Annotated in this window: 14 protein-coding genes; 4 read left to right on the top strand and 10 right to left on the bottom strand. The window is 73.2% G+C overall.

Translation table 11 applies throughout. The features are described 5' to 3' along the window. Positions 1–3: 3 nt before the first annotated feature. A complete protein-coding gene (locus OG702_RS08460; RefSeq protein WP_327288233.1) occupies positions 4–867 on the top strand; it encodes a PPK2 family polyphosphate kinase in 864 nt (287 codons plus the stop codon). On the opposite strand, the gene OG702_RS08455 is transcribed toward OG702_RS08460, so the two are convergent. The 4 genes from OG702_RS08455 to glgX all read right to left on the bottom strand — a co-directional run bounded on the left by OG702_RS08455 (position 864) and on the right by glgX (position 7,721). Beyond that, on the bottom strand, positions 864–1,016 hold the full coding sequence (locus tag OG702_RS08455) for a hypothetical protein (RefSeq protein ID WP_327288232.1): 153 nt from the start codon (positions 1,014–1,016) through the stop codon (positions 864–866). The two genes, OG702_RS08460 and OG702_RS08455, sit on opposite strands and share 4 nt — an antisense overlap. Then, on the bottom strand, positions 1,013–2,752 hold the full coding sequence (treZ, locus tag OG702_RS08450) for a malto-oligosyltrehalose trehalohydrolase (protein WP_327288231.1): 1,740 nt from the start codon (positions 2,750–2,752) through the stop codon (positions 1,013–1,015). The genes OG702_RS08455 and treZ overlap by 4 nt, the downstream gene beginning before the upstream one ends. A gap of 279 nt (positions 2,753–3,031) precedes the next feature. Continuing rightward, positions 3,032–5,476, bottom strand: coding sequence for a malto-oligosyltrehalose synthase (gene treY, locus OG702_RS08445; protein WP_327288230.1), 2,445 nt, complete (start codon positions 5,474–5,476; stop codon positions 3,032–3,034). 106 nt (positions 5,477–5,582) lie between these two features. Further along, entirely contained in the window at positions 5,583–7,721 is a 2,139-nt protein-coding gene (glgX, locus tag OG702_RS08440; RefSeq protein WP_327288229.1) for a glycogen debranching protein GlgX, read from the bottom strand. Between the two features lie 259 nt (positions 7,722–7,980). Here glgX and OG702_RS08435 point away from each other — a divergent pair, with 259 nt between their 5' ends. Both OG702_RS08435 and OG702_RS08430 read left to right on the top strand, forming a co-directional pair. Next, the gene (locus OG702_RS08435) at positions 7,981–9,219 is read left to right on the top strand and encodes an SAV2148 family HEPN domain-containing protein (protein ID WP_327288228.1); all 1,239 of its coding nucleotides are present in this window, start codon (positions 7,981–7,983) and stop codon (positions 9,217–9,219) included. 130 nt (positions 9,220–9,349) lie between these two features. After that, entirely contained in the window at positions 9,350–10,054 is a 705-nt protein-coding gene (locus OG702_RS08430) for an exonuclease domain-containing protein (RefSeq protein WP_327288227.1), read from the top strand. A 34-nt stretch (positions 10,055–10,088) separates the two neighbouring features. Here the strand turns inward: OG702_RS08430 and OG702_RS08425 are convergent, their stop codons facing one another. The 3 genes from OG702_RS08425 to OG702_RS08415 form a co-directional block, all read right to left on the bottom strand. Next, on the bottom strand, positions 10,089–11,261 hold the full coding sequence (locus OG702_RS08425) for an FAD-dependent oxidoreductase (protein ID WP_327288226.1): 1,173 nt from the start codon (positions 11,259–11,261) through the stop codon (positions 10,089–10,091). A 181-nt stretch (positions 11,262–11,442) separates the two neighbouring features. After that, positions 11,443–12,918 carry an MFS transporter gene (locus tag OG702_RS08420; RefSeq protein WP_327288225.1) on the bottom strand — a complete coding sequence of 492 codons (1,476 nt, stop codon included), beginning with the start codon at positions 12,916–12,918 and terminating at the stop codon, positions 11,443–11,445. 224 nt (positions 12,919–13,142) lie between these two features. Next, on the bottom strand, positions 13,143–14,006 hold the full coding sequence (locus OG702_RS08415; protein WP_327288224.1) for an aminoglycoside phosphotransferase family protein: 864 nt from the start codon (positions 14,004–14,006) through the stop codon (positions 13,143–13,145). A 244-nt stretch (positions 14,007–14,250) separates the two neighbouring features. Between OG702_RS08415 and OG702_RS08410 the strand changes: the two genes are divergently transcribed. Next, positions 14,251–14,517 (top strand): hypothetical protein, encoded by a 267-nt coding sequence (locus tag OG702_RS08410; RefSeq protein ID WP_327288223.1) that lies wholly within the window; start codon positions 14,251–14,253, stop codon positions 14,515–14,517. Here OG702_RS08410 and OG702_RS08405 read toward each other — a convergent pair. The 3 genes from OG702_RS08405 to OG702_RS08395 form a co-directional block, all read right to left on the bottom strand. Then, positions 14,419–15,465: a sigma-70 family RNA polymerase sigma factor gene (locus OG702_RS08405; RefSeq protein ID WP_327288222.1), complete on the bottom strand. Its 1,047-nt coding sequence runs from the start codon at positions 15,463–15,465 to the stop codon at positions 14,419–14,421. The two genes, OG702_RS08410 and OG702_RS08405, sit on opposite strands and share 99 nt — an antisense overlap. 80 nt (positions 15,466–15,545) lie before the next feature. Further along, a complete protein-coding gene (locus tag OG702_RS08400) occupies positions 15,546–17,789 on the bottom strand; it encodes an MMPL family transporter (RefSeq protein WP_327293142.1) in 2,244 nt (747 codons plus the stop codon). Positions 17,790–18,067: 278 nt separating this feature from the next. Next, positions 18,068–18,820, bottom strand: coding sequence for a sirohydrochlorin chelatase (locus tag OG702_RS08395; protein WP_327293141.1), 753 nt, complete (start codon positions 18,818–18,820; stop codon positions 18,068–18,070). Between the last annotated feature and the right edge of the window lie 14 nt (positions 18,821–18,834).

The raw sequence follows: 18,834 nt of genomic DNA, 5'->3' as shown, positions 1-18,834 counted from the left end.
TGCATGGCCAAGGACAAGCACAAGAAGGCGGACGGCGGCCTGCGGTCGCTGCTGCGGGTGCCGCAGGGCGGGGTGAGCCTGGCGGACTACGACAGCCGGGCGACCCCCGGCAGCCCCGGCGGCAAGTCGAAGGCGCGGGCCGAGACCGCGCAGGTGCGTGAGCGGCTGGCGGAGCTGCAGAGGCGGCTGTTCGCGCAGAGCACCTCGGGTGATCCGCGGTGCCTGCTGCTGGTGCTCCAGGGCATGGACACCTCGGGCAAGGGCGGCACGGTCAAGCATGTGGCGACTGGGCTGAACCCGACCGGCGTGCGGGTGACGGCGTTCAAGACCCCCACCGAGGAGGAGTCGGCCCACCCGTTCCTGTGGCGGATCCGCAAGGCGCTGCCCGCGCCGGGGGAGATCGGCGTCTTCGACCGTTCGCACTACGAGGACGTGCTGATCACCCGGGTGCGCGAGCTGGTGCCGCGGGCCACCTGGAGCCGGCGGTACAGCGTGATCAACCGCTTCGAGCAGTCGCTGGCCGACGACGGCGTCACCGTACTGAAGATCTTCCTGCACATCGGCTACGAGGAGCAGCGCAAGCGGCTGCTGGCTCGGCTGGACAACCCGGATAAGCACTGGAAGTTCACCGAGAGCGACATCGCGGAGCGCGGGCTGTGGCCGGCCTACCAGGAGGCCTACGAAGCCGCCCTGGACCGCTGCTCGACCGACAGCGCGCCCTGGTATCTCGTGCCGGCCGACCGCAAGTGGTACCGGAACTGGGCGGTGGCCAAGCTGCTGCTCGACCATATGGAGCTGATCGGCCCCGAGTACCCGAAGGCCGACTTCGACGTGGCCGCCAGCCGTGCGGCGCTGCTCAAGACCTAGCCGGAGCAGGCGGTGCGCTGGGCTTCCTGCCACTCGCAGACCGGGCAGTAGGTGGCGCCCCGGGTGGTGGCCGGGTGCTCGGTCGGCTTGCCGCACAGCACGCAGTCGGCGAGCGGCTCGGTGGCGGGGGAGGTCGGTGTCTGCGTCACCCGTCCACCGTAACGCCGGCGGTCCGCAGGACGGCAGCCCCGCGGGCGGGGAGCTGGACGGCGGGGCCGGGCAGCACCTTGCAGGCGGGGCGGGCGAGGACCAGGTCGCAGCGGGCGTCCAGCGGCACCCGGGCCGGGGTGTCGGAGAAGTTGACGACGATGCGGAAGGGGCCGCGGGCCACCCGCAGCGTACGGCCGCCCGCGGTGGCGGTGACCGCGTCGAGCTGCGGGTCGGTCAGGGCGGGCTCGGCTCGGCGCAGGGCGATCAGGGCGCGGTACCAGTCGAGGAGCTCGCGGTGTTCCGGCTTGTCCGGCTCGGCCCAGTCCAGGCAGGAGCGGTCCCGGGTGGCCGGGTCCTGCGGGTCGGGCACGTCCAGCTCCGCCCAGCCGTGGGCGGCGAATTCGCGCCGCCGGCCGCGGGTGATGGCCTCGCCCAGCTCCGCGTCGTGATGGTCGGTGAAGAACTGCCAGGGCGTCGACGCGCCCCACTCCTCGCCCATGAACAGCATGGGTGTGAAGGGCGAGGTCAGCACGAGGGCCGCAGCGGCGGTGAGCTGCTGCGGGGTGAGCCGGTCGCCGGTGGCCCGGTTGCCGATCTGGTCGTGGGTCTGGGCGTAGCCGAGCAGCCGGTGCCCGGAGGTGGTGGCGGGGTCCAGGGGGCGGCCGTGGTGGCGGGCACGGAAGGAGGAGTAGCTGCCGTCGTGGAAGAAGCCGTGGCCGAGGATCTTGGCCAGCGCGGCGGGCCCGGCCGCGGCGAAGTCGGCGTAGTAGCCCTGGGCCTCGCCGGTCACCGCGGTGTGCAGGGCGTGGTGGAAGTCGTCGTTCCACTGGGCGTGCAGGCCGAGGCCGCCGGCCTCGCGCGGGGCGGTGGTACGCGGGTCGTTGAGGTCGGACTCGGCGATCAGGAACAGCGGGCGGCCGACCGCCGCGGCCAGCCCGTCGACGGCGACGGACAGCTCCTCCAGGAAGTGCAGCGCGCGGGTGTCGACCAGCGCGTGGACCGCGTCGAGCCGCAGCCCGTCGAGTCGGTAGTCCCGCAGCCAGGCCAGCGCGCTGCCGGTCAGGAACGAGCGGACCTCGTCGGAGCCGGGCGCGTCCAGATTCACCGCGTCGCCCCAGGGCGTGTGGTGGCGGTCGGTGAAGTACGGGCCGAACGGCGGGAGATGGTTGCCGGACGGACCCAGGTGGTTGTGTACGACGTCGAGGACCACGCCGAGGCCGTGGCGGTGTGCCGCGTCGACAAAGCGCTTCATCGCCTCGGGGCCGCCGTAGGGTTCGTGCACCGCCCACAGCGACACCCCTTCGTAGCCCCACCCGTTGGTGCCGGGGAAGGGGCAGACCGGCATCAGCTGGACGTGGGTGATGCCCAGCCTGGCCAGGTGCGGCAGCCGCTCCGCGGCCGCGTCGAAGGTCCCCTCGGTGGTGAAGGTGCCGACGTGCAGCTCGTAGAGGACCGCCCCCGGCAGCCCGCGGCCCGGCCAGGGCGCCGACCAGGCGAAGGCGTCGTGGTCGACGACCGCGCTGGGCCCGTCGGGTCCCTCCGGCTGCCGGCGCGACCGCGGGTCCGGCAGCGGCGGACCGCCGTCCAGTACGTACGCGTAGCGGGTGCCCGCCGGCGCGGGCAGCTCGGCCTGCCACCAGCCCTCGCGGGACGGGTCCGGCCCGAGCCGGTGGGCGCGCTCGTCGATCAGGATCTCCACCTGCTGGGCGTGGGGCGCCCACACTTCGAACAGCACGCACATCTCCCGTCCGGTCCACGACACTCGTGCCCCGCCAGATGCATGCCCGCGATCCGGACCCCTCAGACGAGTTTCACTCGCCGTGATCGCTTTCCCCGTTCCCCGTCCCCGCGGCCGAGGGGCTGCCACTGCGGTGGCGTTGGCGTTGGCGCTTGCGGTGCGTGGGCGCTGGTCGCGCCGTTCCCCGCGTCCCCGGGGCGATTGCCACGCGCGGCGGCCGGTCGCCTGCCTGCGGCAGGTGATCGTCCTGCCGACCCAGCAGGCGTGACGGGCGGATCAGCAGGTCAGCAGCGCCACGGGTGAGTCGGCGAACAGCTCCGCCAGCCGCACCCGGCCCTGGTAGGTGCCGGTGCCGAGGCGGTTGCGCCAGCTGCCGGGCGGCAGCGGCAAGGCGGTGTCCCGCCAGCCGCCGGCCTGCTCCAGGCGGCGGGAGAGCCGGGTCACCGCGGTCAGCGCGCCACCGCCGCGGACGAAGGCCACGCAGTGGTCGGCGGCCGGGCCGTCGGCGGCCAGCGGCTCGTACCCGCCGCCGGGGCCGTACCACAGGGGGTGGTCTCTGCGCAGCCGCAGCGCCACCGCGGTCAGCCGCAGCTTCCGCCGGCCCGCGTCGTGCGGCTGCTGCCCGGACAGCAGGCCGTCCAGCGTCTCGTCGACGCCGAAGCGCAGGGTGCCGTCGACCGGGCGGGTCATCGGCGCCCGGTTGTCCGGGTCGACCAGCGTGTGCACCGGGAATTCGGTGCCCTGGTAGACGTCGGGCACGCCCGGCATCGTCAGGTGCAGCAGGGCCGCGCCGAGCGAGTTCGCGGTGGCGTAGGGGTCCAGCCGCGCGGCGAACTCGCCGACGTCGTAGACCTGCACCCCGCAGGGGCCGTTCTCGACGAAGTCGGTGACGGCCTTCTCGTACGCCTCGTCCTGCTCGGTCCAGGTGGTGTGCAGCCCCGCCTCGCGTGCGGCCTTCAGCACCGCGGGCACCATCCGGTCCGGGTGGCAGAAGCCGAGGCCCACGCCGGTCTGGTAGGCGGTGTAGCGCAGCTGTCGGTCCGGTGCGGGCGGGCAGTCGAGCTCGGCCTCGCGTGCCTCGCGCTGCTCCATCCACTCCTGCCACACCTCCGGCAGCTCCGTCAGCACCGCGAGGCGCAGCCGCAGGTCGGCGCTGCGCTTGGTGTCGTGGGTGGAGAGCACGGTGCCGGTGGCGGGCCAGTCGCGCTGGAGCCGGGCACAGAAGGCGTGGAAGTCCGCCGGCGCCGTGGCCGGCCGGCCCGGGTCGCGGCCGACCTCGCACAGCGGGAGCAGCGGGGTGTAGCGGTAGAAGGCGGTGTCCTCGACGGACTTCGCGTGCAGCGCGGAGGCGACCTGCGCGAAGCGCACCGTGAAGTCGCCGGCGTCCGTGCCGGTACCCGCGGCGGGACGGGCCAGCGCCAGGTCCCGCACGACGTCCACGGCGCCGCCCAGCTCCGGCGGGAGCACCGCGCTGGCCTCCCGCGCCGCCCGCTCCAGCATCGCCTCGTCCACCGGGCCGGCCGGGCCGCCCGCCGGGACGTACGGGCGGTAGACCGGCACCCGCACCAGGAGCTCGCGGATCGCGTCGTCGAGCACCTCGGGGGCGTACGGCTCGGCGCCGGGCACACCGGCCAGGGCACGCTGCGCCGCGCGGCGCAGCCGGGCGACCTCGGCGGCCAGGTCGCGGGTGACCACCCGGTAGGCGGCCCTGCGCACGGTCGGTGTCCAACGGCCGCCGCGGTCGTCGTCGGCGCCGGTGTAGTCGCGGTGGAAGGCGTCGAGGGCGGCGGCGCCCGCCGGGTCGGTGAACAGCCCGTCGATCCGGTCCAGCGCGTCGTAGCCGGTGGTGCCCGCGCACTCCCAGTCCGCGGGCAGCGGCTCGTCGGGCTGCAGGATCTTCTCCACCACCGTCCAGCGCCCCCCGCTGGCCCTGGCCAGCTGCCGCAGGTAGCCCGCGGGGTCCGCGAGGCCGTCCGGGTGATCCACCCGCAGTCCGTCGGCCACGCCCTCCTCCAGCAGCCGCAGCACGGTGGCGTGGGTGGCGGCGAAGACCTCGGGGCGCTCGACGCGGATCGCGATCAGGTCGGAGATGGTGAAGAAGCGGCGGTAGTTCAGGTCGGTGCGTGCCGCGCGCCAGTACGCCAGGCGGTAGAACTGCGCTTCCAGCAGCTCGGGCAGCGGCAGGTCCTCGGTGCCCGGGCGCAGCGGGAAACGGTGGTCGTAGTAGCCGAGCACCCTGCCGCCCGCGGCCTTGTCCCGTACGACCGAGAGCTCGCCCATCGCGTCGGGCAGCGGCTCACCCAGGACCGGCAGCAGCACCTTGCCGCCCAAGGCGGCCCAGTCGATGTCGAACCAGTCCGCGTGGGCGGAGTCCGGGCCGTCGCGCAGGACCGCCCACAATGGGCCGTTCAGGTGTTCAGGGGCCGGGACGGCCATGTGGTTCGGCACGATGTCCAAAATGAGCCCGAGGCCGTGCTCGCGGGCGGTGCGGGACAGGTCACGCAGGCCCTGCTCGCCGCCCAGCTCCGCGCGGATCCTCGTGTGGTCCACCACGTCGTAGCCGTGCCCGGAGCCCGGCACCGCCTCCAGCACCGGCGACAGGTGCAGATGGCTGGCGCCGAGCCGCGCGATGTACGGGGCCACCGCTGCGGCCTGGGCGAACGTGAAGCCGGGCTGCACCTGTATTCGGTAGGTGGCGCTCGGCGCCGGCGTATCGCTCATGTCACCCTCTCTACCCGCGTTCCGCCCGTCCTGCTCCTCGAATCTGTCCCCTGGCCTCACCCGTGCGGGTGAAAAGCCCTGGACGAACGGCTGAGGGCGCGCGGGGTCAGTCGGCCGGGCGCTGCAGGACGACCATGCTGCGGTCGGCCAGCAGGATGCGGTCCCCGGCCGCGACCCGCTCGCCGGTGCCCGGCGGCACGCCCTCCGGGCGCTCCGTGTCGACGATCAGCTGCCACTCCTTGCCGTGGTTGACCGGGACCAGGAATTCCTGGGCCCGGGGCGCGGCGTTGAACATCAGCAGGAAGGAGTCGTCGGTGACCGGCTCGCCGCGCGGCCCCGGCTCGGAGATCGCGTTGCCGTTGAGGAAGACGACCAGCGAGCGGGCGTGCGCGGCCTGCCACTCGCGCTGCGTCATCTCACCGCCCTGCGCGGTGAACCACGCGATGTCGGACAGCTCGTCGTGGGTGCCCTGCACGGGCCGCCCGTGGAAGAACCGGCGCCGCCGGAAGACCGCGTGGTCGCGCCGCAGCCACACCATCGTCCGCACGAACTCGTGCATCCGGTGCGCCTCGTCGGCGTCCTCGTCCGTTCCCGGCTTGTCCGGCCAGGCGATCCACGCCAGCTCGTTGTCCTGGCAGTAGACGTTGTTGTTGCCGCCCTGCGTGCGGCCGAACTCGTCGCCGTGGGAGAGCATCGGCACGCCCTGCGAGAGCATCAGCGTCGCGACGAAGTTCCGCATCTGCCGCTGCCGCAGCGCCTTGACCTGCCGGTCGTCGGTGGGGCCCTCGGCCCCGCAGTTCCAGGAGCGGTTGAAGCTCTCGCCGTCCCTGTTGTTCTCGCCGTTGGCCTCGTTGTGCTTGTCGTTGTACGACACCAGGTCGCGCAGCGTGAAGCCGTCGTGGCAGGTCACGAAGTTGATGGAGGCCAGCGGGCGGCGGCCGTCGTCCTGGTAGAGGTCGGAGGAGCCGGTGAGCCGGGAGCCGAACTCCGCCAGCGTGGCGCTCTCGCCGCGCCACAGGTCGCGCACGGTGTCGCGGAACTTGCCGTTCCACTCGGTCCACAGCGGCGGGAAGTTGCCGACCTGGTAGCCGCCCTCGCCGACGTCCCAGGGCTCGGCGATCAGCTTGACCTGCGAGACCACCGGGTCCTGCTGGACCAGGTCGAAGAACGACGAGAGCCGGTCGACCTCGTGGAACTGCCGGGCCAGGGTGGCGGCGAGGTCGAAGCGGAAGCCGTCGATGTGCATCTCGGTGACCCAGTAGCGCAGCGAGTCCATGATCAGCTGGAGCACGTGCGGGCTGCGCATGAGCAGCGAGTTGCCGGTGCCGGTGGTGTCGGTGTAGTACCGCTTGTCGCCGCCGAGCCGGTAGTACGAGGCGTTGTCCAGGCCGCGCAGCGACAGTGTCGGGCCGAGGTGGCTGCCCTCCGCGGTGTGGTTGTAGACCACGTCGAGGATCACTTCGATACCGGCCCGGTGCAGGGCCCTGACCGCCGTCTTGAACTCCAGCACCTGCTGCCCGCGGTCGCCCAGCGAGGCGTAGGCGTGGTGCGGCGCGAAGAATCCGATGGTGTTGTAACCCCAGTAGTTGGCCAGGCCCGCGTCCATCAGCCGGTGGTCCTGGATGAACTGGTGGACCGGCATCAGTTCCAGCGTCGTGACGCCGAGTTCCACCAGATGGCCGATCACGGACGGGTGCGCGAGGGCCGCGTAGGTGCCGCGGATCTCCTCCGGCAGGCCGGGGTGGGTCATCGTCAGGCCCTTGACGTGAGCCTCGTAGATGACGGTGCGGTGGTAGTCGATGCGCGGCGCCCGGTCGTCGGCCCAGTCGAAGTACGGGTTGACCACGACCGAGGTCATCGTGTGCGGGGCGGAGTCCAGGTCGTTGCGCGAGTCGGGCTGGCCGAACCGGTAGCCGTAGACCGACTCGTCCCAGTCGATGTCGCCGCTCATCGCCTTGGCGTAGGGGTCGAGCAGCAGTTTCGCCGAGTTGCAGCGATGCCCGCGGGCCGGCTCGTACGGGCCGTGCACCCGGAATCCGTACCGCTGACCCGGCATCACCCCCGGCAGGTACGCGTGCCGGACGAAGGCGTCGGCCTCGCGCAGCTCCACCGCCGTCTCGGAACCGTCGTCGTGCAGCAGACACAGTTCGATCCGCGAGGCCACCTCGGAGAAGACAGCGAAGTTGGTGCCCGCGCCGTCGAAGGTGGCGCCGAGGGGGTAGGACTGACCCGGCCAGACTTGCATGTCGAGACTCTTCCACTCCTGACCGGGCCGCGCGGCCCGGTCACCTGGTCCTCGCACCCGGCGGTTACGTTGCCGATGGTTGCCGAACAGTCATCCTCCCATCGACTCCCACCCGAGGGTGACACTGCCACAACAGGCAGCGACCGTACGAGTGATGGGGTTGTCCGGTAGTAGTCAAGTAGGGTCGATACTGCTGCGACACCCCCCGCACCGCAGTACCCTTCCTTGATCGTGGACGGGGGTGGGAGGCGGTGGAGTGGTGACGTCCGGAGGTCTGATGCTCCCGGGGGGCGGTGAGCAGGGTGACCAGCAGGACACCACTGTGGAAGCGGCGCAGGGCGCAGTCACCCTCGCCCAGCCCATGGAGATCGGAGCGGAGCTCGACTGGGGCGCCGACGCGTGGGCCGAGGTACGCACCCGGGCCCGCAGGGCCGGTCGCGCGTACGTCTGGCTGAACCTGGTCGAACAGCGGCTGCGTGCCGTCGTCAACGCGGTGCTGCGGCCCATCTACGAACCCGTGCACGGCGAGGAGTGGGTGGTCGCCGCGGCCGGGCCGGCCGGCCACGAGTGGGTCCAGCGGGCCGTCGCCGTACGGGAGGTGAGCCGCCGCAAGGGCTTCCTGCTCGACCCCGCCGACGACAACGTGCTGAGCTTTCTGACCCTGCCGCAGCTGCGGGAGCTGGTCGTCCAGCACTGGCCGTGCTTCGAGCCGTACTTCGACGACCGCCGCGACCTCGAACTCGCCCTGGACGAGCTGGAGGTGGCCCGGCATGTGGTCTCCCGCAACCGCGCCCTGTCCCGTACGGTCCTCGACCAGGCCGAGCGGGCCTGCGCGCGGCTGCTGGAGATGCTGGGCGCAGGACAGGCCCGTACGGCCGCGCAGCGGCTGCCGGTCGACGCGATCGAGGAACTCGTCGCCGACCGCTTCTCCGACGTCATCGGCGTCTACGCCGACCGGGTGCGGCTGCAGCGCCAACTGCCCGTCGAGGACCTCTTCGCCGGGGCCCGGCGGCTGGACGCGGTGGGCATCGGGCTGAACCTGCTGGTGCAGAACTACTCCGGGCGGCGGCTGATCCGGCTGGCCGAGGCGGGCTGCCGGGTGCGGCTGCTGTTCCTCAACCCGGCAAGCAGCGCCGTCCGCCGCCGTGAGCGCGAACTGGGGCTTGGCCGCGGCGAGATGAGCCGCTCGGTGGAGATGAACATCATGCACATGCGGCGGGTGCGGGCCCGGCTGCGCGACCCCGGCGCGTTCGAGATCCAGGTCTTCGACGAGACCCCGCGCTTCACCGCCTACCTGGTCGACGGCGACAGCGGCGAGGGGCTCGCCGTCGTCCAGTCGTATCTGCGCAGGGCCCGCGGCATGGAGACGCCGGTGATGGTGCTGCGCGGCGGGTCCCGCCGGGTGGTCGCCGACGACCGGCCGGCCGAGGGCGGCCTCTTCGAGGTCTACCGCGAGGAGTTCGAGAGCATCTGGACCGACGCCCGGCCGGTGTCCTGAACCCGCGGCACACCGCGGCGCCGACGCGCCGGCACCGCCCGCCGGCCCGGCGGGCGGTGCCGGGAGTGTCAGTGGTGCACGCGATGATGGCAGGGCAGACGGGGAACACGGGGTGGGAAGGGGACTCGCCATGGCATGGCATGAGGATCTGCTGGTCGGCTTCGACCTGGAGACCACGGGGACGGATCCGCGGCAGGCGCGGATCGTGACGGCGGCGGTCACCGAGGTGAAGGACGGTCAGCCGGTGCGGCACCGGGCCTGGCTGGCCGATCCGGGAGTGCCGATACCGGCCGAGACCACCGCCATCCACGGCGTCAGCACCGCCCGCGCCGCCGCCGAGGGCCGCCCGGCGCCCGAGGTGGTGGCCGAGGTCGCCGACGCGGTGCGCGGCTACTGGGCCGCGCGGGTCCCGGTCGTGGTCTACAACGCGCCCTTCGACCTGACCCTGCTGGACGCCGAGTTGCGCAGGTACGCGCTGCCGGCGCTGGTCGCCCCGGGCGGCCGGCCAGGGCCGGTGGTCGACCCGCTCGTGATCGACCGGGCGCTGGACAAGTACCGCCGCGGCAAGCGCACCCTGGAGGCGGCCTGCGCGGTCTACGGCGTGGTGCTGGACGGCGCACATGACGCGGGCGCCGACGCCCTGGCCGCGGTCCGGGTGGCCCGGGCGCTGGCCGCCCGCTTCCCCGAGGCGGGCGAGGCCGACCTGTGGGACCTCCACACGGCCCAGGGCGGCTGGTATGCCGCGTGGGCCGAGGACTTCTCCGCGTGGCTGCGCCGCCGGGACAAGGCCGCGGCACCGATCACCCCCGACTGGCCGCTGCGGCGGGCCGCCTGACGTAGACCGGGACGGCCCGCCGGGCCCGCGCACGTCAGGGACGGTAGCTGTAGAGCTCCTTGTCGCGGTAGGTCTCGTCGCGGCGCCGCATCGTGATCACGGCGTCGCGGACGCGGACGGCGACGGGGTTGGTCGTGTGGCCGAGCAGGGCGACCACCCGGGTGTGCCGGATGATCCGGTTCGCGCGGCGGGAGCGGGCGCGTTCGTAGCGGCGCAGCGCCGCGGGCACGTCGCGCTCCGTCAGGGCCTGCGACAGGAAGGCCGCATCCTCCAGGGCCATGTTGGCGCCCTGGCCGAGGACCGGTCCGATCGGGTGGGCCGCATCGCCGAGCAGCGCCACCCGGCCGGAGTGCCAGCGGGGCAGCGGCGAGCAGTCGTGGACGTCGGTGACGACGATGTCGGACAGCTCTGTCGCTGCGACCATGGCGGGCATCGGGTGCGCCCAGTCGCCCCACAGGGCCAGCAGATCCTTCTTCGCGGCCGCCGCGGACCGCGCCGGCCAACTGCCCTCCGGGGCCTTGACGGTCGCGGTCCAGAAGGCCCGGTCCATGTCGACCGCCTCGGCGAAGAAGTGCCCGGCCGGGCCGACCACGACGAAGCCGTCGGTGTGTTCGGCGGTCCGCGGGGCGATGCCGCGTACCGAGGTGAACAGGTAGCGGGTGCCGGAGCCGGGCACGACGATGCCGCGGACGGTCGAACGGACTCCGTCGGCGCCGATGACCGCGTCACCCTCGGCGGTACGCCCGTCGGCGAGTTCCAGGTTCGCCAGCCGAGACGTCGAGGCCACGGAGGTGACGTCGGCGCCGCGGTGCACGGTGAGCTTGCCGGCGCCCGGGCAGTCCACTGCCTCGGTGAGCAGCCGGTGCAGCTCGGAGCGGAGTATTCCGACCAGCGGGGCGCCCCACTTCTCCGGGAAGCCGGCCAGGTCCCTGCTGCGCAGCAGCTTACCGTCCGCTCGCAGCACGGGTATCCGTCCGACATGGCGGGTGCTCGGCCAGCCGCTGCGCACCGCCGACCTGCCTAACTCCGCGCGGATACAGGTCAGCGACTTCACTCCGTTCGGCGTCAGTTCGACGCCGGAGCCGGTGTTGCCGAAGGTCTTGGCGCGTTCGAAGACCTCGACCTCGGCGCCGCGGTCGCGCAGGCCGACGGCCAGCGCCAGACCTCCGATACCGCCACCCACGACCAGCACACGGACCGACCTCATGGGAACCCCCTCCAGCCGGTCGCCGCTACCGTTCGTGACCGACTGCCCCCAGTGGCCAGTCCCCCTCACCACGGTGTGACCGGACTGCCCCTGATGGTTGTCCCTGTCAACCGCGGACGCCATCCTTCAAATTGCTCGAACGCCGGTCCGAATCGGCCCCGGAGGTGAGCCGTCGGTCCGGTCAGTCGGCGGCGGCCTGGCCGTCCTCGGCTGCGGCGACCGGCTGCTCGTCCCGCTGGGGCCCGTCCTCGGCCGGCTCCGGCGGCTGCTGGACGACCAGGACCGCCACCACCAGGCCGAGCACCGCGAGGGTCGCGGCACCCAGGAAGGCGCTGTGGTAACCGGCGTTGATCGCGTCGGCGGCAGAACCGCCGTGGTGGTCAGCGGTCCGCGAGTTGGCGACGGCCGCCAGGACGGCGACGCCCATGCCGGCGCCGAGCCGCTGGGCGGTGTTCACCACACCCGAGACGATGCCGGTCTCGCTGGGCCGCGCGGCCTTCATCGCCGGCATGGTCGAGCCCACGAAGCAGGCCGGCAGGCCCACCGCGAAGACGGCGGCGGCCGGCAGGAAGCCGGTCACGTAGTCGGCGTGGGTGGGGATCCTGGACAGCAGCAGCAGCCCGACCGTCAGCAGGGCAAGACCGCCGATCAGCACCATCCGCGGTCCGACGGCCTTGAGCGCGCGCGGGATCAGCAGCCGCGCCACCGGGATCCCGGTGACCGCGATCGGCAGCACCGCGAGGCCCGACCTGACGGCGCTGTAGCCGTGCACCTCCTGGAAGTACAGCGACAGGAAGACGAAGACCGGCACGTGGGCCGCGCCGACCAGGAAGCTCACCACGGACGAGCCGGTGATGTTGCGGGTGCGGAACAGCCGGAAGGGCAGCAGCGGGGTCTCGACCCGCCGCTCGATGATCACGAAACTCGCGCCGAGCAGCACCGCGAGCGCGGCCAGCTGCTCGTGCCGCAGGTTCAGCGAGCCCTCGGCGCCCTTGGTGACGACGTAGACCAGCAGCAGCAGGCAACTGGTGCCGGTGACCATGCCGGGCAGGTCGAGCTCCCGGCGCCGCACCGCCCGCAGGTCGATGCCGTCGCGCGGCAGCAGCCGGTTGCTGACCAGCAGTCCCAGCACGCCGATCGGCACGTTGATCAGGAAGACCCACTGCCAGCCGAGGGCGGAGACGATCAGGCCGCCCACCGCGACCCCGCCCGCCGCACCGACCGCGCCCATCGCGCTCCACACGCCGAACGCCCGGCGGTACGCCGCCGGCTCGGTGAACACCGCGGTGATCAGCGCCAGTTCGGCGGGGATGAGGATGGCCGCGCCGACACCCTGCACGGCCCGTGCGGCGATCAGCGCCCAGCCGGTGTGGGTGAGGCCGGCCAGCAGGGACGCGGCGGTGAAGACGGTGAGCCCGGTCTGGAACATCAGCCGTCTGCCGAGCCGGTCGGTGGTGCGGCCGGCGCCTAACTGGAAGCCGCCGAAGGTCACCTGGTAGGCACTGCTGACCCAGACCAGCGTCGCGACGCTCATGGCCAGTGCCTTGCCGATGCTCGGCATCGCCAGGTTGACGACGGACGAGTCGAGGAAGACGACGAGTTCGACGCTCGTGAGCAGCAGAAGCGTCCCGCGCTGCCCCGCGAGTGTGTTGGACATGCCAGATTCCCTTCCCTGCACGGGCGCCGCCCCGGGAGCGGAGGACCGGCTAAGTCTGACACCGGTGCAAGGGTTGGATCAAAGGATGGCATCGCCGCAGTTGCCACAGTTGTCCGCGGTCGCACACCACCGGGACCGGGCAGCACGGGAAGGGGCGCCCGGCGTCCGGCCCGGTGTCAGAACCGGCGTCCGGCGCGGCGTCGGAACCTGTGGCGGAACAGGCGTCAGAAGGAGTACCAGCGCACCGTCGTGTCGCCGGAGCGCAGCGAGGCCACCCGGCGGCGGAACTCGCTGCGCGCGGCGGGGTTCGCCGCCGCGTGCTGGGCGACCCAGGCGCAGCCCGCCGTCTCCCGTGCCCCGCGCAGCACCTCGCAGCCCTCCCACTCCCCGACGTCCCAGCCGTAGGCGTCGGTGAAGGCCCGGTAGGCGGCCGGCGGCACCCCGTAGCGGTCGCGGCTGAGGGTCTGGACGACCAGGTCGTGCTCGCGCAGGTCGGAGGAGAAGGTCTCCAGGTCCACCAGGACCGGCCCGTCGGGGCCGATGTGCACGTTGCGGGGGAGGGCGTCGCCGTGGATCGGGCCGCGCGGCAGGTGCGGCACCAGTTCGGTGACCGCCGCGGCCAGCCGGTCCCTGCGGGCCCGCAGGAAGGACGCGTCGGCCGGGTCGATCGCGTCACCGGCCAGCCGCAGCCAGCGCTCGAGACCGCCCAGCAGATCCCGCGGCGGCAGCCCGAAGTCCGGCTCGGGCAGCGCGTGCACCAGCCGCAGCAGCGGGGCGACGTCGGCGGGCTCCGCGGGCCGCAGCGACTCGGGGAGCCGCTGCCAGTACGTGATCGGGTGGCCGTCCACCAGCCGCACCTCGGACTCGGCCGAGCGCACCGCGGGCACGTCGTGCTTGGCGAGCCAGTCGGCGGTGCGCACCTCGCGGCGGGCGCGGTCCAGCAGGTCGGCGCCGCGGCCCACCTTGATCACCAGCCGGCCGGCCGCGAAGACCGCGTTCTCCCCGAAGGAGAGCAGGTCGGCCGACGGGTGGCCGGCGGTCTCCAGGACCGCCTGCGCCCGCTCCTGCGTGAACACCGCTTCCGCCATGCCCCGACCCCTCCGAAGTCCGCCGGACGCGGCCGGCAGCCGCCGGCCGTCCGCCTGCATATGCCGTTGTCATCGCCCATGTGTACGGACAACGGCCAGTCTCCCACCGGTGCGCCCCCGATTCGCGCCTGGTCTGCCCCCAATCCGCTCCGAAATACGTACCCCGGTGAGCGATGACTTCGCACCGCGCGGCAGGTCGGTATCTGCGGAGCCCGTTTCCCGCGGGCCGGACCGAGGAGGACTCGTGGTGACGCCGGCCCCCGGCCCGCAGAACGGCCCAGGTCAGGGCAGCCCGCTGGCGGTCAGCGTGGACGCGGCCGGGCTGCCCGCCACCACCGCGACGCTCGGCGCGCTCGCCACGCTGCTGCTGGCGGCCCGCCGTACCGGGCGCCGGGTGCGGCTGTGCGGAGCGTCACCCGGACTGCGGACGCTGGTCCGGCTTGCCGGGCTGGGCGGGGAGTTCGAGTGGGAGCCCGAAGAGCGGGAAGAGCCGGACCGCGTCGTGGAATGACGTCATCGTGCTGATCCGCCCGCCGGAGACCTCGATCACCTGGAGCGCGAAGGCCCGGAAGCCGCCCGCCGGGTCCGGGCGGTACTGCGCGAAGCCCGGCAGCCCGCTGGCCGCGACCGGCACCATCAGCGACCCCGCGCACCCGGCGCCGACCGTCGCCATGAAGTCGCGTATGTCGTCGTGGCCGGTCACCCACATCGGATACGGCGGCATGTTGAGCACCGCGTCCTCGTGCAGCAGCGTGGTCAGCGACCGCAGGTCGTACCGCTCGAAAGCGTCCACATAGCGGGCCAGCAGCGCCTCCCGGTCCGCGTCGAGCTCCGCGTCCCGCACCGCCGTGTCCGCCGACGCGCCGGCCTCCGCCAGGGTGGCCCTGGCCCGTTGCAGCGCGCTGTTGACCGACGGCACCGTCGTCTCCAGCAGCTCCGCGGTCTCGCTGGCCTTCCAGGCCAGCACCTCGCGCAGGATCAGCACCGCCCGCTGCCGCGGCGGCAGATGCTGCAGCGCGGCCACGAAGGCGAGCCTGACGGTCTCCCGGGAGACCACCACGTCCGCCGGGTCGCCGCCCTCGGGCACCACCCGGCCGTCCGGCGCGGGCTCCACCCACACCCCCTCCGCCGTCGGTCCCGGCAGCACAGTGTCGGCGGGCGAGGCGGGCGAGAGGTCCATCGGCCGGGCGCGGCGCTTTCCCGCGTTGAGGCTGTCCAGGCACACGTTGGTGGCGATGCGGTACAGCCAGGACCGCAGCGAGGAGCGGCCCTCGAACCGGTCGGCGGCACGCCAGGCCCGCACCAGCGTCTCCTGCACCGCGTCCTCCGCCTCGAAGGCGGAGCCGAGCATCCGGTAGCAGTAGCCGGTCAGCTCCACCCGATACTGCTCGAGACCGCGCTCGACCTCGTCGGCGCCCGTCACCGTCGTCCCGCCTGCGCTGCTCTCCCGTACGGTCATGCGCACCACCGTAGCGGCGACCGCCGACAGTGCCCCCGTACCGGATCGGTACGGGGGCACACGGGTCGTGGAGGGCCTGGTCAGACGCGGTCGGGCAGTGGCTCGGCCGGTTGCGGCGCGGTGGCCGGGGGCCGCGGCAGGGCCGACTCGTCGTGGGTGAGGTCGGGCAGCCGGTGCATCCAGCGCGGCAGGTACCAGTTCCGGTCGCCGAGCAGGGTCATCACCGCGGGCAGCAGCACCCCGCGGATCACGGTGGCGTCGATCAGCACCGCGAAGGCCAGGCCGACGCCCATCTGCTTCATGCTCTGCATCGACAGGGTGCCGAAGATCGCGAAGACGGCGACCATGATCACCGCCGCGCTGGTGACGACGCCCGCGGTGGTGGTGATGCCGTGCTCGATGGCGCCCCTGGTGGCCAGACCGCGCATCCTGGCCTCGCGGATCCGGGAGACCACGAAGACGTGGTAGTCCATGCTCAGCCCGAACAGGATCACGAACAGGAACAGCGGCAGCCAGGCCACCACCGCGCCGGTGCCGTGCGCGCCGACCAGCGAGGCGCCCCAGCCGTGCTGGAAGACCGCGGTCAGGACGCCGTAGGCGGCGCCCACCGACAGCAGGTTCAGCACGATCGAGGTCAGCGCGATGGTCAGCGACCGGAAGGACAGCAGCATCAGCAGGAAGGCGAAGACGGTCACGAAGGCGAAGACCGGCGGCACGCTGCTGGTGATCTTGTGCGTGAAGTCCATGGACCCGGCCGTCTCCCCGGTCACCGGGGCCTGCAGGCCGTCGACCTTGCCGAGGGTGTCGGGGCGTACGTGGTCGCGCAGCAGCGTCACGTCGGCCTCGTCCTTGGCGCGGTCGCTGCCGCCGGCCAGCGGCACGTCGATCCTGGCGACGTTCTGCGGGCTGTGCACGGTGACCGTCACCGGGCCCTTGCTGGCGCCCGAGGAGACCGCCTCGGCGCGGAAGCCGTCGATGGCCGCGCGTACCGCGGGGGCATCGATGTCGGCCGCCTTGACCACCACGTGGGCCGGGTCGGGGCCGCCGGGGAAGGCGCTGTTGATGTGGTCGTAGGTCTGGATGATCGGCAGGCCGTCGCCCAGCTCCTGCTGCATCGACAGGTTGGCGGTCTTCATGCCGAACGCGGGCAGGGCAAGCGCCAGCAGCGCGCCGCCGGCGATCACGGTGGCGGTCCTGGGGTGGCGCAGCACGGGGCCGAGCACGGAGCGCCAGAAGCGGCTGTTGCCGGGCGCCGCGGGACGCCCGCCGGTCTGCTTGCCGCGCCGGTTCAGGAACGGGATGCGGCCCTTCTCGACCCGGTGGCCGAGCAGTGACAGCAGCGCGGGCAGCACGGTGACCGAGCCGAACATCGCGATGGCGACCACGATCATCGTGGCCACGCCCATGGCCTTGAAGTCCCCGATGCCGGTGAAGAGCATGCCCGCCATGGCCACGATCACCGTGATGCCGGAGATCAGGATCGCCCGGCCGGAGGTGGCCGCGGCGATCCGCAGCGCGGTGTCCGCGTCGTGCCCCGCCGCCCGCTCCTCGCGTTCGCGGCGCAGGTAGAACAGGCAGTAGTCGACGCCGACCGCCAGACCCACCAGCAGCATCACGGAGTTGGCGGTGTCGCTCATCGGCACCACGTGGCTGACCACCGCCACCACACCGCCGGCCGCGACGAAGGCGGTCATCGCCAGCGCCACCGGCAGCAGCGCCGCGACCAGCGCGCCGAAGGCGATCAGCAGGATCCCCAGCGCCAGCGGCACCGCGGAGAACTCGGCGGTCTCGAAGTCGCTGCCGAAGGCGTCGTTGAGCACCTTCTCCGAACTGGCGTCGCCGAACTCCTCCACCCGCAGGTCGGGATGCCGCGCCTGGACCTGCGCGACCTTGTCCATCACCGGGTCGATCCGGTCGGCGGCGGTCTTCTCCTCGCCGAGCACGTCGAACCGCACCAGCGCGGAACGCCCGTCCGCCGAGATGGACTTGGTGTCGTACGGCGAGGTGACCGCGGTGACCTTCCCGCTGCTCCTGACCGCGCTGATCACCTCGCCGACCACGGACTTGAAGGCCGGGTCGGTGGCGCTGCCCGCGCCCTTGGCCTGGACGAGCACCATCTCGCTCGCCGGGGGCTTGAGCCCCGCGTCGTCGTTGATCGTGGCGGCCTGGCTGACCTCGCCCGGCATCGAGCGGTCCTGGTCGACGTCGACCCGGCCGGCCGACTGGCCGACGAAGACCGCGAGGATGACGAAGAGCAGCCAGCCGCCCACCGCCGCCCACCGGTGCCGGGCGCTCCAACTGCCCATCGATGCCGCGATGCCCATCCTGGTGCCGTGTGCGCGTCCGCGACTCACGGTGTCCCCCTTGCAAGGATCGTCTCGGGTGGCGGCGCCGGGCCGCTCCTTCCACCGATGACGCTATGGGCGGACGGGGCACCGACCCATCCGGCCTGCTGGTGACTTCACAGCGGGCCATCTCCCCCCCAGGGGTGGGGACAACCCCACCATCACACGGCGGGTGCCCCTTACACGCATGGCGGCGAAGGCGCAGGCCACACCCGTGCGCGGGCGGGCGGGGCGCCCGGTGCGGCCCGGCCGGCCGGTCAGGCGGACAGCAGCCGTCGGGCGGGGCGCAGCGCCTCGTCGTAGCGCCGCAGCAGCAGCCCGGCCACTTCCGGGGCCGCGCCCAGCACCGGCGCCAGCAGGTCGGCGCCGGCCTCGCGGGCACCGCGGGCGATCCGGTCGGGCAGGAAGCCGGGGGCGAGCACGTAGGGCGCCACCGCGATCCGGCGTATCCCCTCGGCGCGCAGCGCCCTGACCGCGTCCTCGGTGCGCGGCAGCGCCGCGGAGGCGAACGCGGGCCGCACCGCGTGCCAGCCGGTGCGCCGCCACTCCCGGGCGACCTCCGCGATCACCGCCCTGGCCTCCGGGTCGGTGGAACCCGCCGACGCCAGCACCACACCGGTCGACGCGCGGTCGCCGGGCCGCAGCCCGGCCTGGGACAGCCTGCGCTCCAGCGCGGCCGTCAGCAGCGGGGAGGGACCCAGGACGTCCGCGGTGCGCAGCCGCAGCGGGGGCAGCGCCGCGGTGGACTCCCGCAGCACCGCGGGGATGTCGGTCTTGGCGTGGAAGGCCCGGGTCAGCAGCAGCGGCAGCGCCACCGCCTCCCGTACGCCGTCGGCCGCGAGCCGGCTGACGGCCTGCGGCACCGAGGGGGCGGTGAAGTCCAGGAACGCGGTGTCCACCCGCAGCCCCGGCCTGGCCGCCGCAACCCGCCGCGTCAGGGCGTGCACGGTCGCCGCGTGCCGCGGGTCGCGTGAGCCGTGCGCGATGACGAGCAGCGGGGGCGTGGACAGGCCGGGGCGCACGG

Source organism: Streptomyces sp. NBC_01198 (genome assembly GCF_036010485.1).
Taxonomy (GTDB): domain Bacteria; phylum Actinomycetota; class Actinomycetes; order Streptomycetales; family Streptomycetaceae; genus Actinacidiphila.
Note: the sequence above shows the minus strand (reverse complement) of the source record. Positions and strands in the feature narration are given on the sequence as shown.